This window comes from Haloarcula hispanica ATCC 33960 (assembly GCF_000223905.1).
Taxonomy (GTDB): domain Archaea; phylum Halobacteriota; class Halobacteria; order Halobacteriales; family Haloarculaceae; genus Haloarcula; species Haloarcula hispanica.
In genome coordinates this window covers 2242873-2268467 of the sequence record NC_015948.1, presented here as the reverse complement: position 1 = coordinate 2268467, position 25595 = coordinate 2242873, and the positions used below count along the sequence as shown (strand labels likewise).

The window sequence follows — 25595 nt, the reverse complement described above, 5'->3', positions numbered from 1 at the left end:
CGATAACATTACACACACTATGAGTTCAGATCAAGACCACCTCAAAGAGACCGACACCGAGAAGCGCTTCGAGTTCAAGAAAGAGGAGAAGTCCGCCTTCGAAGCCGAGAAGGGCCTCACGGAGGAGACCATCCGGGTCATCTCCGAAGACAAGGACGAGCCCGAATGGATGCTCGAACGCCGCCTTCGCGCACTCGAGCAGTACCAGGAAATGCCGATGCCGGACGGCTGGCCGGGTGCACCCGACCTCTCCGAGGTCGACGTCGACGAGATCGTCCCGTACATTCGCCCCGACATCGAGACACGCGGCGGCGTCGACGACTGGAACGATCTCCCCGAAGAGATTCAGGACACCTTCGACAAACTGGGCATCCCGGAAGCCGAGAAGAACGCCCTCTCGGGCGTCGGCGCGCAGTACGAGTCCGAGATTGTCTACCAGAACATGCAGGAGCGCTGGGAGGACAAGGGCGTCATCTTCTGTGACATGGACAAAGCCGTTCAGGAGCACGAAGACATCCTCAAAGAGTACTTCATGACCAAGGCCGTGCCGCCGAGCGACAACAAGTTCGCGGCGCTGCACGGTGCCATCTGGTCCGGCGGGTCGTTCGTCTACGTCCCCGAGGACACCACGGTCGACATGCCGGTCCAGGCGTACTTCCGCATGAACTCCGACGGCATGGGCCAGTTCGAGCACACGCTCATCATCGCCGAGGAGAACTCCGAGGTCCACTACATCGAGGGCTGTTCCGCCCCGAAGTACTCCGAGTTCAACCTCCACTCCGGCGGCGTCGAAGTGTTCGTCAAGGAGAACGCGCACGTCCAGTACTCGACGGTGCAGAACTGGTCGAAGAACACGTACAACCTCAACACCAAGCGCGCCATCTGCGAGGCCGACGGCACGATGGAGTGGGTCTCGGGCAGCATGGGCTCGAAGGCCACGATGCTGTACCCCTCCACCGTTCTCAAGGGTCCCGGCGCGACGGACAACCACATCACCATCGCCTTCGCCGGCGAGGGCCAGGACATCGACACGGGCGCGAAGGTCTACCACAACGCGCCTGATACGAAATCCACCATCGAGTCCAAGTCCATCAGCAAGGACGGCGGCCGCACGAACTACCGTGGCCTCGTCCACATCGCCGACGGAGCCGAGGACTCCTCGACTTCTGTCGAGTGTGACGCTCTGATGTTCGACAACGAGTCGACGTCGGACACGATGCCGTACATGGAGATTCAGGAGTCCAAGGTCGACGTTGCCCACGAGGCGACCGTCGGCAAGATCGGCGACGAGGACGTCTTCTACCTCCAGTCCCGCGGACTGGACGACGACGACGCCAAGCAGATGATCGTCGCTGGCTTCATCGAGCCGATTACGGAGGAACTGCCGATTGAGTACGCCGTTGAGCTGAACCGCCTCATTGAGCTTGAGATGGAGGGGTCGCTCGGATAACCATGAGTACGCAGGTACACGCCAATCTCACAGAGGCCCAGGTAGAACAGATTTCAGACGACCTCGGCGAGCCCGAGTGGCTGCTCGAGACGCGAAAGGACGCGCTCGCAGCGCTCGAAGAGCTCGACATGCCGGACGTCATCCGGACGCCGGGTCGCACCTGGACGAACCTCGACGCGCTCGAATACGAGTCGCTGGTCGACCCGCTCGACTACGCCCAGGACAAGGACCGCGTCGACGCAGAGGGCGTCGAAGTGCTGTCCTGGAGCGAGGCGCTCGACGAGCACGCGGACCTCGTCAAGGAGCACTTCGGCAGTACCGTTGACCCGCAGCGGGACTACCTCACTGCGCTGTCGACGGCCCTGTTCTCTGCCGGAACGGTCGTCTACGTCCCCGAGGGCGTCGACGCCGAGGACGTGAAGATCCGGACAACGATGAACAGCCAGTCGCTGTTCAACTACACGCTCGTCCTCGCCGAGGAGTCCTCCTCGGTCACGATTCTGGAGCGCCAGCAGACGGGCGAGACGACCGACGCTGACCAGTACTACTCCGGTATCGTCGAGGTCGTCGCCGAGGAGAACGCCTACGTCCAGTACGGCGCGCTCCAGAACCTCTCGGAAGAGACCTACAACTTCCAGGTCAAGCGCGGCCACGCCGACACCTACGCCACGGTCAACTGGATCGACGGCAACATCGGCTCCCGCCTGACCAAGTCCAACGTCGAGACCCGACTGCTCGGCGACTCCTCGGAGTCCCAGATTCTCGGGGCCTTCTTCGGCCACGAGGACCAGCACTTCGACATCGCGTCGCGTGTCTGGCACGAGGCCGAACACACCATCGCCGACCTCGTCACCCGCGGCGTCCTCGACGACGACGCCCGTTCGGTGTACGAGGGCGTTCAGGACGTCGGTCGCGAGGCCTGGGACACGTCGTCGTACCAGCGTGAGAACACGCTCATGCTCTCTGACGACTCCGAGGCCGACGCGTCGCCGAAGCTCATCATCAACAACCACGACACCGAGGCCTCCCACTCCGCGACGGTCGGGCAGGTCGACGAAGAGGACATGTTCTACATGACCTCCCGCGGTGTCGACCCTGAGCGAGCGAAGAACATGCTCGTCGAAGGGTTCTACGTCCCCGTGCTCGAAGAAGTGCAGGTCGACGAACTCCGCGAGGACCTCGACCAGCTGATTTACGAGCGTCTTCGTGAGTAGCCGGTAGGCTACGAACGAAGTCTCGGGAGAGCTTTGCTCACCCGGTGTCTGCACGAGTAACGCGAGCACAGGCTCGCGGGAACTCTGTTCCCGCGGCGTCTTCGTGAATAGCCCGTAGGGCTGTAAACGCGGGCTCATCAGAGCGTTGCTTGATGTCGTCTACGCTCATTTCATTCGCGCCGGTATCGTGGCGGTCCGCCTGATACGAGTGCTCGGCAGGCGGAGATTGAGAACGTCCCCTACCGGAGCGAAACGCGGGCTCGACGACAGGGAACCGCTTAAGTCCGGGCCTCCCCGAACTACGTGTATGACTGCAGCACAGTGCCGAGTGGGGGTGTTGCCGTGAGTCTTACACAGCCGGTCGCATCCGACCATCAGCTCGCCCGGTTGCTACAGATCGGTATCGTCCTCGAAGAGGTCGTCGAGGCACGGTCGGCCAAGCATGCCGAGGAAACGAGCGGAGAGCACGAACAGGCGGTGCTCGACCTCCTCGCGCACGCCGAGACGGAGTCGGCCGAGCACCGCCGGCAACTGGAGGCGCTCATCGACGACCTCGAAGCGGACACCGTCCCCTTCGAGGAAATCGAGATGCTAGTCGAGGCCCAGTACGAAGCCGACAAGGACTTCGACGGCGTGCTGTACGACCAACTCTGTAACGAGGAGACGGCGTACAAGTTCTACGACGACCTCATCGAAGCCATCGAGGCGTCCGACGTGACATTCACCATCGACCGCGAGCGGCTGCTTGCCGTGCTGTCGGATATCCGCGAGGACGAAGCAGAGGGTGTCGAAGACGTGACCGACCTGATGGAGGACTATCAATGAACACGCAGGCCCAGTATCTGAAAGCGATCTATCTCACGCAACAGCAAGAAGACGGTCCGGCATCCACCGGCGACGTGGCCGACATGCTCGATGTCAGTCCGGCCAGCGCCAACGAGATGATCGGCAAACTCGAAAACCGAGGGCTGCTGAACCACGAGAAGTACAAGGGCGTCGACCTCACCGACGACGGCATCGCACAGGCTCGCGAGGCGCTCCAGAACTACTGCATCATCGAGCGGTTCCTCATCGAAGTGCTAGAGGTCGAGGAGTTCCAGGCCGAGGCAAAACAACTGGAGGGCGTCATCGACGAAACGGTCGCTGATCGCCTCGATACGATTATCGACCGCGAACCGCAGTGTCCGGACTGTTTCGACCCCGAGGGTGACGTCTGTGGCCTGCTCGAAGTCGAGGCCGAAGTCACCAGCGACTGACCGCCCGCTCTCGAAGCGTTCAAGTGCGTTCCGTCGATTACACCGAATACGGTTAGCTTGCTCACAGCGAGCGCAGTCCCGTGGTGGTGAGCAGAACCGGACGGTTCTGCGAGGTACGCGGGACGAGCGAAGCGAAGTCCCGTGGTGTAGTGGCCAATCATAAGGGCCTTTGGAGCCCTTGACGGCGGTTCGAATCCGCCCGGGACTATTCTGTCCGAACGAAGTGAGGACGAATAGCGCACGGTGGATTCGCGGCCCAGAAGGCGAGAGGATTCGAGCCTTCGCGGTTCGAATCCGCCCGGGACTACTTTTGTCGCGAGCAACACCGCGAGCGACAAATATGTTCAGCGGATTCAAAGCAGGGAGTGGAGCAACGCGGAGCGACCGCGGTTCGAATCCGCCCGAAGTACCCTACGACATGAGCACGAACAGCGCCCGCATTCCTGTCCGACGCGCAAGCGAGTGGACAGGATAGCTACAGGCCGGTCGAGGTCACAATTTACGGTGTCCTCGCATGAATAGCCCAACGGGTGTCACAAATTCTGACACTGAACTGTAGATTTATGATGTTCCGTGCCAACTAGTGGCATATGAAAATCAGGGAGGCAGTGCCGTCGGATCGGCCGGCTATCCGTGACGTGGCGCGTCGCTCACTAGAGGCGTCGTATTCGCTGGGGCCGAAGGCGATTACGAGCGCTATCGAGGAGTGGTACGACGAAGCGCGCATCGAGGAAGTGCTGGACGACGATAGTAATCGGTTGATTCTCGTCGGTGAGCAGGACGGGCAGGTGGTCGGCCTCTCCGAGAGCGTCCTGTCGGGCGACAGTATCGGGACGATTCTCTGGCTGCACGTCGACCCGGCATACCGCGGCGAGGGGATTGGGTCAGCGTTGTTCGACGAGACCCACGGGGAACTCCATGACCGGGGTGCCGAGACACTCCAGGGGCGCGTGCTGGCCGACAACGTCGAGGGCAACAGCTTCTACGAGGACCGCGGCTTCGAACGCGCCGGCACGGGTGAAGTCGACATCGCCGGACGAACCTACGTCGAGAACCTCTACACCGACGCCGACGAACTCGGTCGCGAACCCGTAACTGACGACGGTCGGACGGTCTACGTCGACCACAACAACCACGAGTCAGGGTCGATGGCGCCGTTCCATGTGGTCCACGTCACAGAGGAGGGCAGCGACCGCTACGGCTACTACTGCAGTAACTGCGAGACGCTGGCGAACGCGATGGACTCGATGGGGCGCATCGAATGTGACAACTGCGGGAACGTTCGCAAGCCGATGCGCTGGGACGCCGCCTACCTGTAATTACGGGGGCGACTGGTCTCCCGAGCGCTGTGACGATTCCTGCCTGTTCGCCGGGACCAGTATCAGCTTGTAGTACAGTCCGAACAGACACAGGGCGATACCGACGCCGACGAGTACGTCAGTCACTGCGTGTTCGTTTATCGCGTGGGTAACGATCGACACATCGCCGACGGGCGTGTGGAGTGGCTGGAGAGGCATATGTACTGATTTATCTATTAGCTGTAAAAAGCCGGACTAATGTTCTCAGCCGTTGAGAACCAGTCGTCGGCAGTCACCCGACAGCGACCCAACTCGACACGGAGTCGGGGCCAGGGATGGTGGCTGTCCGGCGTCCGGACAACCGCTCCGAAGGCCGGTTCTGTGACGCTGTTTGCAGACAGAAATACCGGGTGTGGCAGCCGTTCTCCCTGTCGTAACGCTAAAGAGTCGAACGTACGTCTATATGTGTAAGATGACTATCGAAATCCGTCTCCGGAGGTGGTGCTGTGGGCGTCGAGATTAGGGAGTCACCTGTCTCAGCCGACGCGTTCGAGGATATGAAGGAGTTCGTCCACGACTACCTTGCGGCGAGCGTCGAAAACGAAGAAGAGGGCGGCCGCATGCGCTGGTACCCGTGGCACTCCGCGGAATACCGCTTCAACCACATCCTCAACGTCGTCGACATCGCGACAAAAATCGCCCGCAAGGAAGGGGCGAACGTGGACGTGACTCGCGTGGCAGCGTTGTTTCACGACATCGCGAAACTGGAAGCCGAGCAGGACCTCCACGCGGAAGCCGGCGCTCGGATCGCACGCGAGTACCTGAAGGCACACGGTGACTACCCCGAATCGTTTATCGAACAGGTCTGCTCCGCCGTCGATGCCCACTCGTATCAGGGGCCGCTGGACGACCTACCCCTGGAAGTACAGTGTCTCATCGAGGCGGACATTCTGGATAAGGTGGGCGCGAACGGGACCGCCCTGATGCTGTTGCGGATGGGCTATGAGTCCCGGACGCACATGGACGCGGCCGAGATGGTCGACCGGGTCATCGAGCGCGGCGAGGATGCCCGCGAGCGTGTTCAGAGCGACACCGCTGAGTCCATCGTCCACCAGCGGCTCAAGCGGACCCGCTGGTTCCAGGAGTGGCTGACGATGGAGGTCGCCGAAATGGCCGTCGAAGACGACCTCGATGACGTGGCGACCGGGATGGGCGACTCATAGCGCTCGCAGCAGGAACAGGACGCCGGTCCCGGCGAGAACAGCAGCGCTGACCCACGCGATTAGCGGTGCGAGCCGCTCGATACGCGTTCTCGCGGCGACAATCGCCGCCGGAAACCCCGTGATCCAGAGGCCGATACCGCCGAAAAACCCACCCAGCAGCACCGGATGTCCGGTCTGGACGGTTAGCGCATCAGTCCCGACCGCAGGCACGTACGACGCCACGTCGACCACACCGGGTTCGAGGAGGCCGACGCCGACGGTGAGCCAGAAGGCGACCTGATAGGGGTTGGTCAGCGCCAGCACGAGTGCCTTGCGAAAGCCGCGACTGTCCCCAGACGTGACCGACGAGTCCCCCTCGGTAACTGTTGTATTCGCTTCTTTGACTGCACCGTAGGCGAACCAGAGCATCAGGAGCCCGCCGGCCCCGACCATCACGCGCCGAACGCCTGGCGTCTCGGTGATGACTGTCGCAGCGCCGAGCACGGCGAGCACGAGGAAACAGGCGTCAGCGGTCATCGCGCCGAGGCCGGCGAAAAAGCCGGCCCGCCAGCCCCGCAGTGCGCTCTCCTCAGCAATGACGGCGTTCATCGGACCCGGTGGCGCGGCGAGTGCGAGGCCGAACAGGACTCCACCGAGAGCTGTCGGGACGAGCGAGAGCGCGCCGAGCTGGAGCAGGCCGAGTGAGTGATGCATCTACAATCGGTGAAAACAGAGAGAAAATCCTACAGACTTACAGCTTGCCGGCCTTCTGGAGCTTCATCAGGTCCTCGGTGTCGAGGGTCTCGCCCTCCTTGAACTTCTGATAAATCTCCTCGGCTTCCTCGCGCGCGGCTTCCTGCTTCTCCTCGCGCTGGGAGCGCTCCTGCTCCTCTTCCTTCTTGTCGAGTTCGCGCAGGCGCTTCTGGACGCGGACGAAGTCTTCGTGGTGCTGGTCGGCCGCTTCCTGCGCTTCGACGAACTCCTCGTGCTTCTCGTCGGCCTCGTCACGGATCTCGTCGGCCTCGCGGTAGGCCTCGATCATCTCGTTGTGGTGCTTCTGGGCCTCGTCGGCCAGTTCCGTGACCTTCTGGTGGTGCTTTGAGGCTTCCGAGCGGACCTCTTCCGCTTCCTCTTTGAGCTCTTCGAGGTCGCCGCCCTGGTCGAGCTTCTCCTGTTTCTCCTGGAGCTTCTCGCGCTTGGTCTCGATCTTCTCGATGAGCTCCTTCTCGTCCTCCGAGGAGAGCACTTCGGTCTGTTGCTTGAACTCGAGGTCTTCGATCTCCTCTTTGAGTTGTTCGACCGACGTGCCCTCGTCGAGTTCGAGGTCGTTTTTCAGGTTGTCGACCTTGTCGAACAGCTCGTTTGCTTCCGCATTGAGCTCGTTGCGCTGGTCCTTGTGCTCCTGAACCTGCTCGTTGAGCTCGTCGCGCTTCTCGCGGTGTTCCTGGGCCTCGTCGACCTTCTCGCGAGTCTTCGCGTTCAGGTCGTCACGGGCGGAGGCCCGCTCGGACGCCATCTGGTTCAGCTCGTTCCGTCGGTCGCGGAGCTGGCCGGCGAGTTTGATAAGCTCGCCTTTCGATTTGTTTTCGAGATCCTCTTCGGTTACTGTAACGTTCTTTGATTCGTCTATCGAGTCTGCCATTGTTGAATCCTCTATGCCATCACCGCTTCAGCACAGACAGTCGGCCCACTACTGAGGGGCTGACACCAATAACAAGGGTTCCCTCTCATGTTGGGCTGAAAGCGATACTGCCTGAACGCGGAAGCGTTCTGGTGTCTACAAATAGAGGTGGATATTGTTTAAACATTCCGGTGCATTGAATACCGCGTCAACGTCTCACACGCCCCAATTCGGCGGGTGAACCGGTCGTAACCTCACCGGATTACCCTTGTATATCACGGACATATATTACTGGCTAATGGTGTATTCGTTTTTGACGACCCGCTGCCCGTCGGTGACGGCGAGTGTCACTTCGTCGCCGGCCGACAGCGTGAGCGTGTCGACGGGGACGCGGGCGAAAGGACCGACAGTGTGTTCGGCCTGCTCGCGCTCGCCGTTGCAGTCCCACTCGACGGTGAGGTTCGTGCTCTCCGGCCTGTCGTGGAGGACGACGACGTCCCGCTCTCCGGGACTGGGTGCGGAGAGGACGACCTGTGTGGGCTCGTAGCTGTCGGCGAGCACGTCGTGTGCCGTCTTTTCGCTCCCGTCAGCGGCGAGTACACCCATGCCCGCGTCGCCGACGTCCCGGAGGCTGTCGAGGACGACGACCGGTGCGCGGCGCTGGCGCAATCCCTCGGCCACCTCGCGGACGACGTCAGCCTGGTACGCCTGTGACCCAGCCACCCCGTCGTCGATGTGGCGGTCGTGCCGGGCGCGGTCGAACCCCGGGGTATCCACCGGGTCGGCCGTCCCGAGCGCGCCGGCCCCGAAGCCGGCGACGACGTCGCCGACGCCGAACTGGGAACAGAGCCATGGGAGGTCGGCCGTGTCGCCGTACCGCCACCCCGGGTACAGCGTGGCCGCGTCGGGGTCGATTCCGGGCGGGCCGACCACCGGGAACGTCGGGACGGAGTCCACGGCCCCAGCCACGGTCTCGGCCTCGGTGCTGTCGTATCCGGTTCGCCAGGCCCGCCAGCGAAAGCGTAGTCGGTCGAGGAACCCGGACCCAAGGCCGTCGGCGTAGGGTGACACTGGCTCGTCGTGAACGCCGACCGCCGCGAAACTGGGATGCTGCGCGTAGGTCGCATCGAGCCGTGCCGCGAGATTGGTTCCCCGTTCGTTGTCGAACGAACCGGGGCCCGACAACGGGAGGTCCTGCCAGAGCAGGACGCCGTGGTCGTCACAGGCGCGGGCCACTTCGGGCGGCGTCCCCTGTGCCCGAACCCGGACCAGATTTGCGTTGGCGTCGACGGCCCGCACGACGTCCTCCGCGGTCGGGTCCAGCAGTGTCACGCCGCGAACCGGCACCTCCTCGCCGTTGACCTGCAGGCCGTCGTCGTACGAAACAGTACGTAGTCCCGTCGTCACCGAGTGTTCGTCGTCATCGAGCTTCGCGCTGAGGACGTAGCGGGACTGCTCGCCGCGGTCGTGGGGCCACCACAGCGACGGGTCGCGCACGTCTATCGTGTAGGTCACCGACGTCGTCTCCTCGTCAGTCGAGACGCGAGCGCGGTCCATCATCCCGCCGCCACGAACGTCACCCTCCGGCCGGAGTGAGAGCGTAATCCGGTCGTCAAGCGGCTCTTCGGACAGGACAGTCGCCGACACTTCCACTGTCGCATCGGTTACGTCGGCTTCCGATACCTGTGGCTGGGCCGAAAGCTCGCTCACGCAGGGGTCGGGCCGGGTTTCGAGCCGTGCGTCCCACCAGATGCCCGGGACACAGCGCTCCGGCGGTAGCTGGTCGGTCGCGTGCAACCCGCCGAAACGGTCCGCCGGCGCGCGACACTCCACGACGATCCGGTACTCCTCGCTCTCGGGGAGTCGAACCCGGAGCGGTTCGAAGTAGGCGTCGTGGCTGGTGAGCAGATCCCCGTTGCACCACACGCGCGTGTGCGCGTACGCTCCGTTCAGCACCAGCAGCGTGTGTGCATCGCTCTCGTCCCGCGGGTCCGAGAACGTCGTTTCGTAGGCCACGGCCTCGGCGCCGGCGAACCCCTCGGGCCGGCCGGGCACTGACACCGGTTCCCACGACTCCGGGGACGGCATCTCGTCGTCCGGCGCAACCGCCGCGCCGCGCCACTCCAGCGACATACCTTGTGGCCCGTTCCGCGGGGGCATATCCTTTGCCCCACGGCTTCACTTTCACTTTCACTACGGGGATGGCTCGCCTTGACATAGGTAGCCATCTACTATCCAGATATGCTCACCGAACTACACGAGGCGGCGACACCGACCTGCGAGGCCCAGCACTGCGAGCGCCCGCTCGGCGAGCCAGCGCTGGTGTTCGAGACCGAGGCCGGCCGCCGCGAGGCCCACGAGTGCGCCTGCGGTGCGGTGACGGTTACCGTCGTCAGGTCGGAGTCGTCCCGCTGAAGTACGCCCGGCAGTGACCGGGAGGTATGACACTCGAGGAAGTGGTCCACGCACAGGGCCACGAGAACGTCTCCGGCGAGCACGCCAGCACGCTGGAAGTGACGAGCGACGACTTTCTGACTCCTGCAGGTGACTGCATCCTCGCTATCGAAGCCGACCGCGTCCCCGCCGACTTCGACAGCGAGTTCGTGACGGCCTGCCAGGACGCCGACGCGACGATTACGGCAACTATCGAAGCCGGCGAGCAGACCGTTACTGTGACCGGAACCGGCCATCCCGACCTCTCCTTCGAGAACGACCGGAGCCACGTCCTGCGGACGAGCGACTACGTCGATGACCGGACCGTGATGGTGAACGCCGACACGGCAGCCGGCGACGTGGACCGGGACCTCGTCGAAGCGCTCGCTGACGGCCACGATGCGACGCTGACGCTTTCTGTCGAACCCAGCGGCGACTGAGCGGTAGTTTCTACAGCGGTCGCGCCGCTCTCTGGCGCAGTCAAAAGAAAACAGGTTTGATGTCTAAACCAGCTTAGCTCGACGAAATAACGTCGTCGATGCGGACGATCATCGTCGCCGCCTCGGTGGCGGAGTCGACCGCTTCGCGCTTGACAGCGGCGGGGTCGAGGATGCCGTAGTCGACGGGGTCACCGACGACGCCGGTCTGGCCTTCGCTGATGATGCCAGCGATGCCCTCGCTCTCGTGTTCTGCGCGGAGGTCGACGAGCGCGTCGATGGCGTCGAGGCCCGTGTTCTCCGCGAGGGTTCGGGGCAGCACGTCGACGGCGTCGGCGAACGCTTCGACGGCGAGCTGCTTGCGGCCCTCGATGGACGCCGCTTCGGAGCGGATGTGGTCGGCGATGGCGATTTCGGTCGCGCCTGCGCCGGGGACCACACCGCCGGCGTCGAGCGCGGCGATGACGGTGTCGAGCGCGTCGTTGAGCGCGCGTTCGAGCTCGTCGACGACGTGTTCGGTGGAGCCGCGGGCGATGACCGTGACGGACTCGGCGGTCGCGCCGCCGGTGATGAACGTCACGTCGTCGTCGCCCTGCTTCTCGACGTCGACGCTGTCGGCGTGGCCGAGCGAGTCCTCGTCGAGGGCTTCCAGCGAGCCGACGCGCTTTGCGCCGGTGGCCTCGACGATGTCCTTGGCGGTCGAGGAGCCGATGCTGTCGGCGACGAAGACGCCTTCCTTGGCGAGCTGGGAGGCGACGCGGTCGGCGACGTCCTCGGTGACGAAGGCCACGTCAGCGCCGCTTTCGACGACTTCCTCGGCGTAGCCGCTGAGTTCCTGCTCCTCGGCATCGAGCGCGGCGTTGAGCTGGTCGACGCTGGAGACGTTGTACTCGGCGTCGATGTTGCTCTCGCGGACGTCGAGTTCGGTGTCGATGACCGCGATGGACGCGTCCTCGACCGAGGTCGGCATGTTGTCGTGGACGGCCGTCTCGTCGACGATAACGCCCTCGACGAGCTTGGTCGCGGAGGAAGCCGCACCCGTCTGGGTGTGGACTTCGATGTTGTCCCGGCGGACGCCGTTGTCGCTCTTGGCGTGGCGGACGGCGTCGACGACGACTTCGGCGAGTTTCTCGGCCTCGACGTCACCGGTTCCCTTGCCGGTCATCGAGGACTCGGCAACTTCGACGAGTGTCTCGTCGTCGAGGTCGACGTCGAGGACGAGCTCGTTGATAGCGTCCTGTGCGAGTTCGGCCGCGGCGGAGTACCCCTCGACGATTGTTGTCGGGTGGACGTCGTCATCGAGCAGGTCCTCGCCTTTCGTCAGCAGTTCCCCGGCCAGCACGGACGCCGTCGTCGTGCCGTCGCCCACTTCGTCCTCCTGGGTCTGGGCGACTTCGACGATCATCTGGGCCGCGGGGTGTTCGATGTCCATCTCGGAGAGGATGGTCGCCCCGTCGTTGGTGATGACCACATCACCGTCGTCGGAGACGAGCATCTTGTCCATGCCGCGGGGACCGAGCGTGGTCCGTACGGACTCGCTTACGGCCTTTCCGGCGGAGATGTTCGATGACTGTGCGTCCTTCCCGTGTGTGCGCTGGGCGTCCTCATCAAGGATGAAAAGAGGCTGGCCGCCCATGCGTCGCTGGCCAGATGACATATGTGTTGAACCTCACTTAAGACAAGGCAAGCGGTTCTATATAAAACTTTCTAACGGCGTAGACCGCTCGTCGGGTGACAGCGCCGTGCTGTCCCTGTAATCCCGGCTGGACCTACACACCTTTTAATATGGGAGTATACACACCGTATAGTAGATGCTGGAGTTGGAGCACGGCTTTCGGGTGGTCGACGTGCACGCGCGACTGGAACCCGACGAGCAGCGCCGACCCCGAGACGGTATGGGTGACCCGGAGCAACTGGAACGGGAGATGCACCAGGCCGGTGTCGTCCGCTCCGTCGTCTTTCCCGGCGAGCGAGACGGCTCGTATCTGAAAGCGAACAACGCCGTCGCCCGGATGACTGTCGAGCGGCCGATGGTCGCCTTCGCCAGAGTCAACGGCGCTCGGGACCCGGGGACCGGTCCCGGGTCGACCCTCCGCAACCTCGCGAGCAGTCGCACGGAGGAACACACCTCGCCCGAGGACATCGAGCAGTACGCCTACGACGACCGGTTCTATGGCTTCAAGATCCATCCACCGACTGACGGACTACCCGACGAAGAAGTCCTCGCAGAACTGGCGTCCGTATCACTGCCCGTCATCGTCCACGGCGGCGAAGGGTTTCCGCCCGAAACTGTCGCCGAATCGCTGTTAGCGTACGATTTCCCGGTCATCCTTTCGCATTTCGGTGCCCACCCGCTCCGGCGGGACCTGATGGAACGAGCTATCGACCTGCTGGAGACCCACGACAATCTGTATCTCGACACCAGTGCGGTCCGCTACCGGCGGCCGATGGAGCGGGCGATTCTGGAACACCCTGACCGCGTTCTCTTCGGGAGCGGCGTCCCCAGCGTCCACCCGAACGTGGCCGTGATGGAGATTCTGACACTGGACGTTCCCGAAGACGCGATGCGAAAGGTGTTCTCGAACAATCCCAACCGCGTCATCGAGGCGCTGGCCCCCTGACCGCCGACAACTCCTATTCCGGTCGAACGGTTGCGGCCAGTACCGGTTACCGCTACTACCGCCAGTCGTACACAGTCACCGCGCGGTCCGCGCGCGCGGAGCGGCCGTTCGGGTTCCGACAGGGTGTCCGGTCGGTCACGCGTGCGCGGAGGCCGTCGACGATGCCGGACCCGACGCCGCCGAACACGTCCTGCCCGTTGCCGAGCCACTGCGACGGCGTCGTCTCCCCGCGCACGACATCGATCAGCGCGTCCGTCGCGTCACTCACCGCGTGGCTGAGGAGTCGCCGCAACACGGTTGGGCGGACGTTGTAGTTCTTCACCAGCCGGTAGGCGAGCGAGCGGTACTTCCAGTTCCAGTCGGTCTCCGTGGTGCCGCCGTCGGCCTCGAACTCGCGGCTGACGCACATCGCCGTGCTCCAGTCGACGCCGTAATCACTGGCGGCCATCCGGTGTGCGAAGTCCCGGGCGCTGCCAACGTTCAGGTACTCGTCGAACCCGTCGAGCGCTTCCAGCACCTCCGCGTCGAACGCGACGTTTCCGGGATTGAAATACGTCACGTCGCGGCCGGCTATCGTCCGCGTCTCCTCGGTTTCGGTCGTCATTCCGGCCCAGAGTTGCTGGTGTGTCGGCCCGGTGATGGCCTGGGTTGCCCCCGAGAGCCCGTTTTTCACCGCGTCAGCCCAGCCGGACTCGACCGAGAGAGCCTGGTGGACGAGCGCGATAACGTCTCCCGTTGCCCGGTCGATCCCTGCGTTGCGGGCGACCGTGACCGAGCGGTCGGCGATCTCGACGAGGATCGACACGTCGTCCCGGTCGCGGACCATGCCCGTCGTGCCGTCGGCCGACGGGCCGTTGACCACAATCACTTCGGCATCGGGAACCTGCTCGGTGAGTGCGTCCAGACAGCCGGACAGCTCCTCCCGGCCGTTCAACGTCGGGACCACTACCGAGATATCCATACCTCTGGGTACGGCGGCGAAGGCGCTTAAAAGTCGCGGGAGACGGACGGCGACATCCATTCAGGGAAAACGGGCTGTCCGAGCGGCGGCGAGCTACACATGGGTGTTCCAGTACGACACCGATGCCAGCTTTTCGCCGAGTGGCGTGCCGCCGAGCGCCGTATCGAGCGAGCGGAACGAGGCGGCCAGTTCGTTCGGAATCTTCCGGTAGAATCCGTAGGGAAGCAGCCAGTCGTGGTTCGCCTCGGTCAGTTCCAGTCCGGCTCCGTCCAGCAGCCGGTCGATCTCCCAGCGGGAGTAGAGCCGCGACCCCATCGGGAGCGCCCAGTTGTATATCGACCGGGTCGAAAACCGGTTGAACGTATCGAAGAAGACCTGTTCCTTCGAGACGCGGCGCATCTCAGCGAGGAACGCCGCCGGCGTGTCCGCCAGATGGAAAAAGCGCATCGCAAACACGGTGTCGAAGTGGTCGTCCGGGAACGGGAGCCGGGCCGCATCACCCCGCATGAACTCGACACGGTCGTCGACACCAGTCGCCTGTGCTTTCTCACGGCCCTGCTGGAGCATCGGTCCTGAGATGTCCAGCCCGGTGATGTTCGCGCCGCGCTCGGCCAGCATCACAGTGAACCGTCCGGTTCCGCAAGCTACCTCTAACACGTCCTTGTCAGCCACGGGGCCGATTGCGTCGAGGACGGCCTGTTTCTCGCGTCGGTCGATAAGCCGACCGCCACGGGAGAACCGCTTGGCCTCGTACTCTTCGGCCACGGTGTCGGCCTGATACCACTCCTGCCCTTTCACGGTGTATTGCTCACCCCGCGGGGGATAAAACGATACTGGAATCCCCTTTCATCGGTTTGGCTGTTTTCCAGTCAGGTCAGATCCGCTCGCGCTCTCGGCCCTGATAGTTCTGGTCGTACTTTCCGGATAGCGACGAGAACCGCACGATGGCGGTTCTGTATAAGGACACATTAAACACTTCATAGAATCTGTATTGTTTGGTCATGCATATAGCCAAGTTTTACCAGTAAGTCTGGAATATCAGCCACTATGAGCGCATTAACTGAAAACGCTGCACCAGCACCTTTCACCGACGAGGAGTTCCGCGACACCCTGCGTGAACTCCCGCCGAGCGCGAAGCTCGTCGCGAAGGTGCTGGAGGACGACGCCCCGCTGTCACAGGGCGAACTAGCCGAGAACTCGCTGCTCCCGGACCGCACTGTCAGATATGCACTGAACCGGCTGGAGGAGTCCGGTCTGGTCGATTCGCGGTACAGTTTCACCGACGCACGCAAACAGGTTTATTTCCTCACGGTCTGACCCATCGGCATGGACTGGCACCGGGCCGACGTGTCCGTCCCGACACGGGCACCGACCGGCAGCACGGCAGCATACGTTTGCGGCGATGAGGCCGCTCTTCTTGTGGACCCTCCGGACGCCGGGGATGCGCTCGATTCGCTTCTCAGCGACCGTTCCCTCGCTCACATTGCACTCACGCACCACCACCCTGACCACGCTGGTGCTGTTGCACACTACGCCAGAGAGACAGGCGCGACGGTCTGGGCGCGCCGCGGTCGGGCGAGCGCGTTCGAAGCCGCGACCGGCATTACCCCGGATAGACTGTTCAGCGGCGGGACGACGATTCCGACCGATGCCGGCCCAGTGACTGTCATCGATACACCGGGGCACGCGCCGGAACACGTCGCCTTCGCCACGGATGGAGCCGTTGTCTCCGGTGACCTCGCCGTTGCTGAGGGTAGCGTCGTCGTCGGCGCACCCGAGGGCGACGTTCGGGCCTATCTCGCGTCACTGCGGCGACTCCACGCCAGAAACCCCGACGTGCTGTTACCGGGCCATGGCCCGCGTATCGAGACGCCGCGGGAGACCTGTGCGCGCCTCATCAATCACCGACTGGCGCGCGAGCGGCGTGTTCGGGACGCTGTCCACGACGGGGCCGCCACGCTGGATGAAATCCTTGAGGCCGCCTACGAGAAGGACCTCACCGGCGTGCGCGATTTGGCCCGTGGGACAGTGCTGACCCATCTTGAAAAACTGGCTGCCGAGGGCGCTATTTCATGGGACAGCGAGCGGGCCGCACCGAATCCGGCGGAGTGACGCCTTTTTGCCCATCCGCCTGCTATCAGGGCTGTGGACTCTCTGGAAACCGAACTCGAACGGGCCCGTGCCCTTGAGGAGTCGGAACTGGCCGACGCAATCGAGACTATCGGGTTCGAATGCACCCGCTGTGGGGCCTGCTGCAAGGCCGAGTCGGCGTGTGGCGAAGGCGGAGAGAGTGCTGACGAGGCCGTCGATGCGCCCGACGAGAACGCTGACTCGGCCGAAACCGATGCCGAACCCCACACTGCGACGGTGTTTCCTGACGAGATTCGGCAGCTACAGGCGGCCGGGGAGTACGACTTCCGCGATGTCGCTCGGCCGATGCCGTACGGACTGGCCGACGGCCCTGAGGGCCCCGAAGGAGAGACCTTCGAGTGGGCGCTCCAGACCGACGACTGCGGCGACTGCACATTCTACGCTGAGGGCGATGACGGTACGGGTGCCTGCACGGTCCACGGCGACCGCCCGCTCATCTGTCAGACTTACCCCTTCAGCGTCGCGCTCGGCGGGACGAGCCAGCCGATGGGTGAAGCTGTCGACAAGGAAGGTATCGTTCGGGCCCACGAGTGTGAGGGGCTCGGCCGAGATATCTCCAGAGCCGACGCCGAGGAGTTGGCTGCAGCGCTCAAAGAACGCGCCGTTCGAGAACTGACGGAAGCAATCGGCGTCCGCGACACCTATCGACCTGTCGACCCATCAGCCGGACAGGTCGTCGTCCACGACTCTGAAGGGGCAAAGCGCCCCGACGGCAGTCCCTATGAGTAGCGTCACACGTCGTCGATGATTTCGCCGACCGCGAAGTTCGACTTGACCTCTGTGACTTCGATCTTGACTCGTTCGTCGATTTCGGCTCCTGGGACAATAATGACGTAGCCGCGCTCGACCCGAGCGATGCCGTCACCCTGCTTCCCGATGTCTTCGATCTCGACGTAGCGCGTCTCACCCGGTTCGACCGGCGGCTGTGGCTGGTCCGGCGGCGTGTCTGACACCGTCTCCTCGTCCGTCTCTGTCTCCTCATCTGCGGAGATGAGCGCAATGCGATAGGTACTGCCTGAGTCGACTGCGCCCGTCTCGACCTCTCGACGCGGGACCTCCACGACGTACCGGTCCCCCTCGTCGCGGATATCGGCACTGAACAGACACAGCAGTTGATCCGAGATTTCCAATGTGATAGACCTCCGTTCGGCCACAAAACGGCCCATTATTAAAGAACTGCCGGAGCGAGCGATCGCTGTCGTTCAAACTGCGAGGCGACGACGAGCAGCGACGGTGTTTCCCGCCTGTACCAACCGGGCTCCGCGTGGCCCAACTCGCGGCAGTATCCCCGCTTCGAGTGAGGGAAAACCGCCAGAGGGCGGGCCGTTAACCGTCTGTACCAAATCCAATAAGGGTGTCTCGGTACTGTTGATAACTGTACAATGAGCGCCACCGCACAAACCCCCAACAGTCCGCTCTCGGACAAGCAGCGACGTATTCTGGAGTATCTCCGTTCCAATGCTGACGACCAGACGTATTTCAAATCGCGACTCATCGGCGACGAACTCGGCCTTTCGGCCAAAGAAGTGGGCACGAACATGACCGCCATCGCCGACGGCGACCACGATCTGGCCGTCGAGAAGTGGGGCTACTCTTCCTCGACGACATGGATGGTCGAGGCCTGAACCGGCGCTGACTCCGACGCGGATATATCGGGACTCCCACCTGACCGTCCCCACGGGCCCGTGATGTAGGGCTACGTAGAGAACAGTCGGTGTCGTCGCTCACTCTTCGTTTCAGCCCCTTCACGTTGATTTTTCAGGATATATTGGAAAAACCGAATGTCTATATTGATAACCGTTGAGGCCATAGTCAATCGCATCAATGGGCGAGGCTGGTTCCGCCATCCGGGTGCTTCACGTCGACGACGACCGGCAGTACGCAGAGACGACAGCGGCGTTCCTCAAGCGAGAGCGGGTTGCGTTCGATATCGAGATCGCAACGAGTGCCCGAAAGGGCTTGCGTCTGCTTGAAACGGCAGCAGTCGACTGTATCGTTTCTGACTACGAAATGCCCGGCCAGAACGGTATCGACTTCCTCGAATCTGTCCGCGAAGACTATCCTGACCTCCCGTTTATCCTGTACACAGGCCGTGGTAGCGAAGCTGTCGCCAGTGATGCTATCTCCGCAGGTGTCACTGACTATCTACAGAAAGCGCCCGACACCAGCCACTACGCCCTTCTGTCAAACCGAATCGTCAACGCCGTCAAACAGTACCGGTCACAGCGCGCCCTCGAAGCGAGTAAAGACCGGCTCTCGCTGTTTATCGACCAGTCGCCGCTCGGGTTCGTCGAATATAATCAGGACTTCGAGATCGTCCGCGTCAACGAAACTCTCACAGAGATATTCGGCTACACCGAAACGGAACTGCTCGGGGAAACGTGGGAGATATTCGTGAGCTCGGAGAGCTACGACGATGTCGATGCGGTTACGTCCGCTCTCAGCGAGGCCAGTGGCGGCTACCACAGCGTCAATGAGAACGTCCGGAAAGACGGCGAGCGAATCGTGGTCGAGTGGCACAACCGCCTCGTTACCGACGATTCGGGCGATGTTGTCACCATCTTCTCACACTGTCAGGACGTTACGGAGCGCATTGAGCACGAACAGAACCTTGCCCAGTTACGGGATTTCTTCGCCGAGGCGGAGGAACTCGGCGCCCTCGGCGCTTGGGAGTACGACGAGAGCGGAATGTCGACCTGGACAGCGGGTACCCGCCGCATCCACGAGGTCGACGACGACTTTGACCCGACAGTCGAGGACGGGCTGTCGTTCTACCATCCAGAGGACAGAGAGACAGTTTCGGACGCCGTCGACGCGGCCCTCAATGATGGAGATCCGTACGACCTCGAGGTCAGGCTCATCACCGCCAGAGGAAACCACCGGTGGGTCCGGACCCGCGGCAAACGCGTCGAGGGCGCGGAGAAGCCGACCGTTCGGGGGTTCATTCAGGACATCACCGAACAGAAGGAGCGTGAACGCAGGCTCCGCGTTCAGAACGAACGGCTGGATTCCTTCGCCAGTGTCGTCAGCCACGACCTGCAGGGACCACTGACAGTCGCACAGGGGCATCTGGAACTGGCCCAGCAGGACGTGGCCAACGACCACCTCGACAGTATCGATGCCGCTCACGAGCGGATGCAGACGCTCATTGACGATATCTTGACGCTGGCACGAGAGGGACGCGAGGCAACGACTACCGAGCCTGTCACCCTCCAAACCGCCGCAACTGCGTGCTGGGAGACTATCGAGACGGAGAGTGCGGCTCTAGAGACTGATACCGACAGCGTCGTTCTTGCTGACCCCGGCCGGTTGCAGCGCCTGCTTTCGAACCTGTTTCGGAACTGCGTGGCACACGGGTCAGAATCTTCGCCCTCTCAGGTGCAGCAAGACAGCATGGAGCATGGCCAGATGGGGCAGCCGGGACAGTCCGGCGAGGCTGTCGAGAACGGCGGCGGGGTAACGGTCACTCTCGGAGATATCGACGACGCAAGCGGCTTCTACGTCGCTGATGACGGTCCGGGCATCCCCGAAGACGAACGAAACACAGTGTTCGAAGCGGGCTACTCGACCGCATCTGAAGGCACCGGCTTCGGCCTCGCAATCGTGGCCGATATCGCCGCCGTCCACGGCTGGGATGTCAGTGTGACCGACAGCGAATCGGGTGGTGCCAGGTTTGAAATCACCGGTGTCGACAAAGAAATGTAACGGCGACACAGACCCAAGTGGACCAATAGCGAGCGATCACCGGCGCAAGCGTCACGGATCGTATCGCAGCAGCGAATCGGCCTCGCCGGCCAGCGCGGCAACATCGTCACCGAACGAGTCGGCATACCGAATAAGCAGCGTCAGCACTGTCTCTGGCTCAGTAACTGCGTACCCGTTTTCTCTTGACAGGAGCCCGGCTGACTCCAGGTCAGCGGCGTAGTTGCTCACTGTCGGTCGTGAAACATCAAGTTCGCTTGCCAGTTCCGACGCCGTCACGTCCGGGCGGCGGAGGAGCGTGACGAGCATCCCGCGGGCCGTCGAGCGCCGCAGGTAACCAAGCGCCACCTGTTCGAACTCGGAGAACTGGTCGGCCGGGAAGTACCGTCGGTAGTCGCCGTCTTTCTGTGACGTGACGACGGCCTCGTTTTCCAGTCGGTGGAGGTGGTGCTGGGCCTCACCGGTCCCGAGTTTGAGGTCGTCACGAAGCTTCGAGAAGTGCGTTCCGGGGTGTGCCGAGACGTACCCGGCGATGGCATCGGGTGCATCGCTCTCGCTCCCGCTGTCGCCGAAGCGGGCAAACGGGCTCGCTGCACCGAGGGCGGCAAAGCGACGGAGCGTCGCTCGCTTGTCCTCGTCCACGTCGCCCTCACGTGTCATTGCTACCGAAAAGGTGGGTTGGTAATAAAACGTCTTCGCCTGATTCTCAGTTAATTGTCCTTGTCGACTTCCGACGTTCGCGTCGTGTCGTCCGGACCGCCGGCCACGTCAGTCGTGCCCGGGTCGTCGTCTATCTCGGCGTCCATCTCTTCGATGACGTCGTCAGCGTTGTCGAGACCACTGTCCTGCCCCTGTTTGATTTTCTGGGCCTCCTCTTCCATCGCCTCGACATCGACCTCAGCTTCCTCATCGATCTGTCCGAGAATCTTCTCAATGTCGTCCAGACCGAGCATTTCGCGGGTCTCGTCGTCGAAGTCAAGCGCTTCCAGCGAGTGGCCGTTCTCCTTGACGTCCGACCCCTGGAGGTGCTTGCCGTAGCGGCCCACCAGCGAGGTGAGTTCCTGCGGGAGGATGAACTTCGTCGACTCGCCCTGCCCGATCTCGGCGAGCGTCTCCATTCCTTTGTCGATAACGGCGCGTTCACCCATCGATTCGGCGGATTTCGCACGCAGGACGGTCGAGATTGCGTCACCCTGGGCTTCCAGAATCTGGCTCTGCTTCTCACCCTGTGCGCGGATGATGTTCGATTGCTTGTCACCTTCCGCCGTCTCGATGGCGGAGCGCCGCTCACCCTGGGCTTCCAGAATCATGGCACGGCGTTTCCGCTCGGCGGAGGTCTGTTGCTCCATGGCCTGCTGGACGTCCTTGGACGGGTTGACCTCGCGGACCTCGACGCTCTCGACGCGGACACCCCACTCGTCGGTGGGTTCGTCGAGCTCTTTCCGGATGCGGGCGTTGATTTCGCCCCGCTTGTTCAGCGTGTCGTCCAGCTCCATGTCACCCAGCACGGCACGGAGGGTCGTCTGGGCGAGGTTGGAGACGGCACGCTCGTAGTTGTCGACTTCAAGGAACGCCTTCTTCGGGTCCATCACCTTGATGTAGACGACGGCGTCGGCGGTCACCGGCGAGTTGTCGCGGGTGATTGCCTCCTGCCGTGGCACGTCGAGTGTCTGGGTCCGCATGTCGAACCGCGTCACGTCTGAGACGAAGGGGTAGATGAAGTGAATCCCCTGGTCGAGGACGCCGCGATAGGTGCCGAGGACCGTGTAGGCACCTTTCTGGTACGGGCGGATGATCACGACGCTGGAGTACACCAGCGCGATGGCGATCAGGAGGAAGATTACGGTAACGAAACCGATGAGTCCTCCGGGTTGTAGCGGTGCTGTCGCGGGGAACATGACAGTCAAACCTCCGGAGCGCTCAAGGAAAAGGCTTCGGTGTCCCTGTCACAAACTACCGAATTACACACCTACGCCCGCTCCGACTCTCGCTCCGGTTCGGTGTCGTCGCTCTCGTTGCCCCGGTTTCGATCACGTTCGAGTGCGCGGTCGATTTCGTCGCTCGCCGACTCTACCGGCTCGACATCCAGCACGTTCCCGCCGCCGGGGTCAATGACGATGACCTCCGTTCCCTCCTCTATCGGGTCGCCGGAACTGCGGGCCTGATAGTACGGATTGAAGCCGCCGTCTTCCAGTTTGACCTGGCCGTCGCTCCGGGTCACGCGCTCGGTAACGGTTCCGAACTGGCCCGTAAGCGAGTCAGAACTGAGCGTCTGGCCGCGGCCCGGCGCAGCGAAATCGAGCTTTCGATATCCCCAGAGCGTGACCGCCGTCGTTGCAAGCACGACGACAGTAAGGATGAGTGGCGCGAGGATACCCAGGCTCGCTGGGATGAACAGCCCGACCAGCCCCGCCGTCAGCAGGGCCACGCCGAGGACGAAAAAGTGGGTCCCAGGGGCGAGCGCTTCGCCCACGATGAGGCCCGCGCCGGCCAGAAACAGCAGAATAGAGAGCGACATACCTAACAGTGGTTCGGCCTGCAGTGGGGCAACTGCCGCCAGCGGGTTCACCATGCCCCGACTTAGTGTCGGAGCAGGATTAAGTGTCGGGGTAGAGAGCGCGACTCTGAAGGCACCGGTGCAGGTCTTACGCGTCGCTCGTCCGGACAAAGAACCCGTACAGTACAGCGGTTCCGAGCGCGACAGACAGGACCACGCCGCCGAGTATGGACGGCGTGTACATCTCCGCCCCGAGGAACATCCGTCCGAGGGCGAGAATCGCGATGCAGACCCCAAGCGCGACGAAGACAACGTTCTCAGGCTTCGGCGCATCGGGAGTCACTTCTAGGTCCGGGGCGAACGAGCCGGCGACCGCGCCCTCCTCCTCGTCGGCTGCGTCCGTATCGGCCGCGTCACCGTCGACCTGAATCATGTCGGCTTCCGTCGCCAGTTCGTACTCCTCGGTGAACGTGTCACCCGTAGCGGCCGCATCGTCTCGTGCGGCCCCGTCGTCATCCATGGTCCGCGGTACGTGCCGTGACTACAAAAGCGCTGGCGACTGGGCTTACTTGATGCGGGTCCCCAGCGGCGCGTCCTCGTGAGTCGTCAGCAGGTCCGCCTCGTCGCCGGCGGCCAGCACCATCCCGTTGGATTCGATGCCGAACAGCTCGGCTTTCTCCATGTTCGCAAGCAGGATGACGCGCGTCCCGGGGAGGGCCTCGGCGTCGTGGAGCTGCCGGAGTCCGGCGACGACCTGCCGGACCTCGTGGCCGATATCGACTTCCAGACGCAGGAGCTTGTCCGCGCCCTCGACCGGCTCGGCGCTGCGGATCTCGCCGACGCGCATGTCGACGCCCTCGAAGTCCTCGAAGCTGATGCGGTCCTCGACGAGTGGCTGGAGGTCGGCGGTGTCCACGTCGCCGTCGTCCACTTCGTCTCCGGCGGCTTCGCCGCCTTCATTCGAGGCTTCTGCCGAAGCCTCGCTGGCCTCCTCGACCCGTTCCTGCAGTTCCTCGTTCAGCGCCTCGATGTGGTCGTCCTCGACCTGTTCGAATAGCTCCGCGGGCTCGCCGAACTCGGCCGGCGGCGCTTCGAGCGCGCTGTCGAGGGTCACGTCGGCGACGGAGCCCTGCTCGCCGAGCTGGCCCCAGAGGCGCTCGGCCTTGCCTGGCAGAACGGGCTGCATGAGCACCGCGACAGCCTTCGTTAGCTGGACGCAGTCACGGATGACCTGCTCGGCGCGCTCGGGGTCGTCGTCGACGAGGTTCCAGGGCTCGTTGCGCTGGATGTACTCGTTGCCGTAGTTCGAGAGTTCGATGGCGATTTCGGCGAGTTCGCGCACGTCGTACTCCCGAACGGCGGCCTCGAAGTCCTCGATGGCCGACTCGATTCGGTCGCGCACGTCGTCGCTGACGGGCGCGTCGGGCGTCCCGTCGTAGTTGCGCTCGGCGAACAGCAGCGAGCGGTAGATGAAGTTGCCGACGTTGCCGACGAGTTCGCCGTTGACCCGCTCCTGGAAGCGGTCCCAGGAGAAGTCCACGTCGGTGTCGATCTGAGCGCCGGTCGCGATGTAGTACCGGAACAGATCGGGATGGAAGCCGGCGTCGAGGTACTCGTCGGCCCAGACGGCGCGGTTGCGCGAGGTCGAGAGCGCCTTGCCGTCGATGCCGACGAACCCGGTCGCCAGAATCGACCGTGGCTCGTTGTAGCCCGCGCCGCGAAGCATCGCCGGCCAGAACACCGCGTGGTGCTGGATGATGTCGCGCCCGATGACGTGGATGATTTCGCCGTTGTCGTCGGACCACTCGTCGTCCCACTCGGTGCCGTGGTGCTCCTCGCCGTCGACCTTCCAGACCTGCTCCCAGTCGTACTCGTCGTCGCCGACGCGCTCGGCGTACTGCTTCGTCGAGGCCACGTATTCGATTGGTGCATCGACCCAGACGTACAGCACCAGTTCGTCGCCGCCATCGACGTCCTCCGGATAATCGACGCCCCAGTCCATGTCCCGCGTGATACAGAGGTCCTGCAGTTCGCCCTCGATCCACTCGCGGGGCTGGTTCTGGGCGTTGTCGGTGCCTTCCAAGCGGTCGAGGAAGCCCTGGAGGTACTCCTGGAAGTCGGCGAGCCGGAGGAACTTATGTTCGCGGGTGCGGTACTCGGCGGGGTTCCCGGTCAGCGTCGACACTGGGTCCTCGATTTCGCCGGGTTCGAGGTGGCGCTGACACCCCTCGTCGCACTCGTCGCCGCGGGCCTGTTCCCCGCAGTAGGGACAGGTCCCTTCGACGTAGCGGTCGGGGAGGGGCTGGTCCTCCTCGGTGTCCCAGGCAACCTCGATCTCCTTCTCGTGGACGTGATCGTTTTCGACCCACGAGCGGACGAACTCCTGAGTGAGTTCGACGTTGGTCTCGTCGTCAGTGTGCCCGTAGTTGTCGAACTCGATGTTGAACTGCGGGAACGTCTCGGCGTAGGTCTCGTGGAAGTCAAGCGCGAACTCCCGCGGCTCGACGCCCTCTTCGGCGGCGTTGACTGCTACCGGTGTACCGTGCATGTCCGACCCCGAAACGAACGCCGTCTGCTGGCCGATCCGTCGGAGGGAGCGCGACAGCGCGTCCCCGTCGACGTACGTCCGGAGGTGGCCGACGTGCAAGTCACCGTTCGCGTAGGGCAACCCACAGGTCACGACCGCCGGCTGGTCCGTCGGAAACTCGTCGTTGCTCATACCTGTTCGTGTGCCACCGACGGGTCAAAAGGG

Annotated in this window: 27 protein-coding genes and 1 tRNA gene; 15 read left to right on the top strand and 13 right to left on the bottom strand. The window is 63.2% G+C overall.

The window, feature by feature from the left end:
* Positions 1-19: 19 nt before the first annotated feature.
* The 6 genes from sufB to HAH_RS11395 all read left to right on the top strand — a co-directional run bounded on the left by sufB (position 20) and on the right by HAH_RS11395 (position 5239).
* Positions 20-1450: a Fe-S cluster assembly protein SufB gene (gene sufB, locus HAH_RS11420; protein WP_014041048.1), complete on the top strand. Its 1431-nt coding sequence runs from the start codon at positions 20-22 to the stop codon at positions 1448-1450.
* Positions 1451-1452: 2 nt separating this feature from the next.
* Entirely contained in the window at positions 1453-2664 is a 1212-nt protein-coding gene (sufD, locus tag HAH_RS11415; protein WP_014041047.1) for a Fe-S cluster assembly protein SufD, read from the top strand.
* Between the two features lie 342 nt (positions 2665-3006).
* Complete coding sequence (locus HAH_RS11410; protein ID WP_008312442.1) at positions 3007-3489, top strand: hypothetical protein; 483 nt, start codon at positions 3007-3009, stop codon at positions 3487-3489.
* Positions 3486-3920, top strand: a complete 435-nt coding sequence (locus HAH_RS11405) for a metal-dependent transcriptional regulator (protein ID WP_014041045.1) — start codon at positions 3486-3488, stop codon at positions 3918-3920. Before HAH_RS11410 ends, HAH_RS11405 begins: the two co-directional genes overlap by 4 nt.
* A gap of 135 nt (positions 3921-4055) precedes the next feature.
* Positions 4056-4128: transfer RNA gene (locus tag HAH_RS11400), tRNA-Gln, on the top strand.
* Positions 4129-4510: 382 nt separating this feature from the next.
* Positions 4511-5239, top strand: coding sequence for a GNAT family N-acetyltransferase (locus HAH_RS11395; protein WP_014041044.1), 729 nt, complete (start codon positions 4511-4513; stop codon positions 5237-5239).
* Here the strand turns inward: HAH_RS11395 and HAH_RS11390 are convergent, their stop codons facing one another.
* The gene (locus tag HAH_RS11390; protein ID WP_008312456.1) at positions 5240-5437 is read right to left on the bottom strand and encodes a hypothetical protein; all 198 of its coding nucleotides are present in this window, start codon (positions 5435-5437) and stop codon (positions 5240-5242) included.
* A 287-nt stretch (positions 5438-5724) separates the two neighbouring features.
* Between HAH_RS11390 and HAH_RS11385 the strand changes: the two genes are divergently transcribed.
* Positions 5725-6441, top strand: coding sequence for an HD domain-containing protein (locus tag HAH_RS11385; RefSeq protein ID WP_008312457.1), 717 nt, complete (start codon positions 5725-5727; stop codon positions 6439-6441).
* Here HAH_RS11385 and HAH_RS11380 read toward each other — a convergent pair.
* From HAH_RS11380 to HAH_RS11370, 3 genes are all read right to left on the bottom strand, one after another.
* Entirely contained in the window at positions 6436-7134 is a 699-nt protein-coding gene (locus HAH_RS11380; protein WP_014041043.1) for a LysE family translocator, read from the bottom strand. The two genes, HAH_RS11385 and HAH_RS11380, sit on opposite strands and share 6 nt — an antisense overlap.
* Positions 7135-7171: 37 nt before the next feature.
* Complete coding sequence (locus tag HAH_RS11375) at positions 7172-8062, bottom strand: coiled-coil protein (protein ID WP_014041042.1); 891 nt, start codon at positions 8060-8062, stop codon at positions 7172-7174.
* Positions 8063-8329: 267 nt separating this feature from the next.
* Entirely contained in the window at positions 8330-10174 is a 1845-nt protein-coding gene (locus HAH_RS11370) for a glycoside hydrolase family 2 protein (protein WP_014041041.1), read from the bottom strand.
* A 108-nt stretch (positions 10175-10282) separates the two neighbouring features.
* Between HAH_RS11370 and HAH_RS19980 the strand changes: the two genes are divergently transcribed.
* Together HAH_RS19980 and HAH_RS11365 are read left to right on the top strand one after the other, a co-directional pair.
* Positions 10283-10456: a hypothetical protein gene (locus HAH_RS19980; RefSeq protein ID WP_014041040.1), complete on the top strand. Its 174-nt coding sequence runs from the start codon at positions 10283-10285 to the stop codon at positions 10454-10456.
* 26 nt (positions 10457-10482) lie between these two features.
* A complete protein-coding gene (locus HAH_RS11365; protein WP_023843381.1) occupies positions 10483-10914 on the top strand; it encodes a DUF371 domain-containing protein in 432 nt (143 codons plus the stop codon).
* Positions 10915-10987: 73 nt separating this feature from the next.
* Here the strand turns inward: HAH_RS11365 and thsA are convergent, their stop codons facing one another.
* Positions 10988-12547: a thermosome subunit alpha gene (gene thsA, locus HAH_RS11360; RefSeq protein ID WP_014041038.1), complete on the bottom strand. Its 1560-nt coding sequence runs from the start codon at positions 12545-12547 to the stop codon at positions 10988-10990.
* 175 nt (positions 12548-12722) lie between these two features.
* On the opposite strand from thsA, the gene HAH_RS11355 reads away from it, so the two are divergent.
* Positions 12723-13532 carry an amidohydrolase family protein gene (locus tag HAH_RS11355; RefSeq protein ID WP_014041037.1) on the top strand — a complete coding sequence of 270 codons (810 nt, stop codon included), beginning with the start codon at positions 12723-12725 and terminating at the stop codon, positions 13530-13532.
* A gap of 55 nt (positions 13533-13587) precedes the next feature.
* Here the strand turns inward: HAH_RS11355 and HAH_RS11350 are convergent, their stop codons facing one another.
* Together HAH_RS11350 and HAH_RS11345 are read right to left on the bottom strand one after the other, a co-directional pair.
* Positions 13588-14493 carry a glycosyltransferase family 2 protein gene (locus HAH_RS11350; RefSeq protein ID WP_014041036.1) on the bottom strand — a complete coding sequence of 302 codons (906 nt, stop codon included), beginning with the start codon at positions 14491-14493 and terminating at the stop codon, positions 13588-13590.
* A 93-nt stretch (positions 14494-14586) separates the two neighbouring features.
* Complete coding sequence (locus HAH_RS11345) at positions 14587-15291, bottom strand: class I SAM-dependent methyltransferase (protein ID WP_014041035.1); 705 nt, start codon at positions 15289-15291, stop codon at positions 14587-14589.
* A 249-nt stretch (positions 15292-15540) separates the two neighbouring features.
* On the opposite strand from HAH_RS11345, the gene HAH_RS11340 reads away from it, so the two are divergent.
* From HAH_RS11340 to HAH_RS11330, 3 genes are read left to right on the top strand one after another with little or no spacing between them, the layout of a single operon-like run.
* A complete protein-coding gene (locus HAH_RS11340) occupies positions 15541-15810 on the top strand; it encodes a MarR family transcriptional regulator (RefSeq protein WP_014041034.1) in 270 nt (89 codons plus the stop codon).
* A gap of 9 nt (positions 15811-15819) precedes the next feature.
* Complete coding sequence (locus HAH_RS11335; RefSeq protein WP_023843378.1) at positions 15820-16605, top strand: MBL fold metallo-hydrolase; 786 nt, start codon at positions 15820-15822, stop codon at positions 16603-16605.
* Positions 16606-16638: 33 nt separating this feature from the next.
* Positions 16639-17373: a YkgJ family cysteine cluster protein gene (locus HAH_RS11330; RefSeq protein ID WP_014041032.1), complete on the top strand. Its 735-nt coding sequence runs from the start codon at positions 16639-16641 to the stop codon at positions 17371-17373.
* A 2-nt stretch (positions 17374-17375) separates the two neighbouring features.
* Here the strand turns inward: HAH_RS11330 and HAH_RS11325 are convergent, their stop codons facing one another.
* On the bottom strand, positions 17376-17774 hold the full coding sequence (locus HAH_RS11325; RefSeq protein WP_014041031.1) for a TRAM domain-containing protein: 399 nt from the start codon (positions 17772-17774) through the stop codon (positions 17376-17378).
* 252 nt (positions 17775-18026) lie between these two features.
* On the opposite strand from HAH_RS11325, the gene HAH_RS11320 reads away from it, so the two are divergent.
* Together HAH_RS11320 and HAH_RS11315 are read left to right on the top strand one after the other, a co-directional pair.
* The gene (locus HAH_RS11320; protein WP_004957888.1) at positions 18027-18269 is read left to right on the top strand and encodes a DUF7123 family protein; all 243 of its coding nucleotides are present in this window, start codon (positions 18027-18029) and stop codon (positions 18267-18269) included.
* Positions 18270-18468: 199 nt separating this feature from the next.
* Positions 18469-20349: a PAS domain S-box protein gene (locus HAH_RS11315; RefSeq protein WP_014041030.1), complete on the top strand. Its 1881-nt coding sequence runs from the start codon at positions 18469-18471 to the stop codon at positions 20347-20349.
* Between the two features lie 51 nt (positions 20350-20400).
* Here the strand turns inward: HAH_RS11315 and HAH_RS11310 are convergent, their stop codons facing one another.
* The 5 genes from HAH_RS11310 to metG all read right to left on the bottom strand — a co-directional run bounded on the left by HAH_RS11310 (position 20401) and on the right by metG (position 25562).
* Positions 20401-21006, bottom strand: a complete 606-nt coding sequence (locus HAH_RS11310) for a winged helix-turn-helix transcriptional regulator (RefSeq protein ID WP_004957885.1) — start codon at positions 21004-21006, stop codon at positions 20401-20403.
* Between the two features lie 50 nt (positions 21007-21056).
* Positions 21057-22244 (bottom strand): SPFH domain-containing protein, encoded by a 1188-nt coding sequence (locus tag HAH_RS11305; RefSeq protein WP_014041029.1) that lies wholly within the window; start codon positions 22242-22244, stop codon positions 21057-21059.
* 71 nt (positions 22245-22315) lie between these two features.
* Positions 22316-22918: an NfeD family protein gene (locus HAH_RS11300; protein WP_014041028.1), complete on the bottom strand. Its 603-nt coding sequence runs from the start codon at positions 22916-22918 to the stop codon at positions 22316-22318.
* 73 nt (positions 22919-22991) lie between these two features.
* Complete coding sequence (locus HAH_RS11295; protein WP_014041027.1) at positions 22992-23363, bottom strand: DUF7312 domain-containing protein; 372 nt, start codon at positions 23361-23363, stop codon at positions 22992-22994.
* Between the two features lie 45 nt (positions 23364-23408).
* Entirely contained in the window at positions 23409-25562 is a 2154-nt protein-coding gene (metG, locus tag HAH_RS11290; RefSeq protein ID WP_014041026.1) for a methionine--tRNA ligase, read from the bottom strand.
* Positions 25563-25595 lie beyond the last annotated feature (33 nt).

Bases quoted from the DNA above. Each gene is read 5' to 3' on its own strand.
- sufD (WP_014041047.1), top strand. From the start codon at position 1,453: ATGAGTACGCAGGTACACGCCAATCTCACAGAGGCCCAGGTAGAACAG.
- metG (WP_014041026.1), bottom strand. From the start codon at position 25,562: ATGAGCAACGACGAGTTTCCGACGGACCAGCCGGCGGTCGTGACCTGT.
- HAH_RS11375 (WP_014041042.1), bottom strand. From the start codon at position 8,062: ATGGCAGACTCGATAGACGAATCAAAGAACGTTACAGTAACCGAAGAG.
- HAH_RS11355 (WP_014041037.1), top strand. From the start codon at position 12,723: ATGCTGGAGTTGGAGCACGGCTTTCGGGTGGTCGACGTGCACGCGCGA.
- HAH_RS11310 (WP_004957885.1), bottom strand. From the start codon at position 21,006: ATGACACGTGAGGGCGACGTGGACGAGGACAAGCGAGCGACGCTCCGT.
- HAH_RS11335 (WP_023843378.1), top strand. From the start codon at position 15,820: ATGGACTGGCACCGGGCCGACGTGTCCGTCCCGACACGGGCACCGACC.
- HAH_RS11300 (WP_014041028.1), bottom strand. From the start codon at position 22,918: ATGGTGAACCCGCTGGCGGCAGTTGCCCCACTGCAGGCCGAACCACTG.
- HAH_RS11380 (WP_014041043.1), bottom strand. From the start codon at position 7,134: ATGCATCACTCACTCGGCCTGCTCCAGCTCGGCGCGCTCTCGCTCGTC.
- HAH_RS11350 (WP_014041036.1), bottom strand. From the start codon at position 14,493: ATGGATATCTCGGTAGTGGTCCCGACGTTGAACGGCCGGGAGGAGCTG.
- thsA (WP_014041038.1), bottom strand. From the start codon at position 12,547: ATGGGCGGCCAGCCTCTTTTCATCCTTGATGAGGACGCCCAGCGCACA.
- HAH_RS11340 (WP_014041034.1), top strand. From the start codon at position 15,541: ATGAGCGCATTAACTGAAAACGCTGCACCAGCACCTTTCACCGACGAG.
- HAH_RS11395 (WP_014041044.1), top strand. From the start codon at position 4,511: ATGAAAATCAGGGAGGCAGTGCCGTCGGATCGGCCGGCTATCCGTGAC.
- HAH_RS11365 (WP_023843381.1), top strand. From the start codon at position 10,483: ATGACACTCGAGGAAGTGGTCCACGCACAGGGCCACGAGAACGTCTCC.
- HAH_RS19980 (WP_014041040.1), top strand. From the start codon at position 10,283: ATGCTCACCGAACTACACGAGGCGGCGACACCGACCTGCGAGGCCCAG.
- HAH_RS11390 (WP_008312456.1), bottom strand. From the start codon at position 5,437: ATGCCTCTCCAGCCACTCCACACGCCCGTCGGCGATGTGTCGATCGTT.
- HAH_RS11315 (WP_014041030.1), top strand. From the start codon at position 18,469: ATGGGCGAGGCTGGTTCCGCCATCCGGGTGCTTCACGTCGACGACGAC.
- HAH_RS11295 (WP_014041027.1), bottom strand. From the start codon at position 23,363: ATGGATGACGACGGGGCCGCACGAGACGATGCGGCCGCTACGGGTGAC.
- HAH_RS11305 (WP_014041029.1), bottom strand. From the start codon at position 22,244: ATGTTCCCCGCGACAGCACCGCTACAACCCGGAGGACTCATCGGTTTC.
- HAH_RS11405 (WP_014041045.1), top strand. From the start codon at position 3,486: ATGAACACGCAGGCCCAGTATCTGAAAGCGATCTATCTCACGCAACAG.
- HAH_RS11320 (WP_004957888.1), top strand. From the start codon at position 18,027: ATGAGCGCCACCGCACAAACCCCCAACAGTCCGCTCTCGGACAAGCAG.
- sufB (WP_014041048.1), top strand. From the start codon at position 20: ATGAGTTCAGATCAAGACCACCTCAAAGAGACCGACACCGAGAAGCGC.
- HAH_RS11370 (WP_014041041.1), bottom strand. From the start codon at position 10,174: ATGTCGCTGGAGTGGCGCGGCGCGGCGGTTGCGCCGGACGACGAGATG.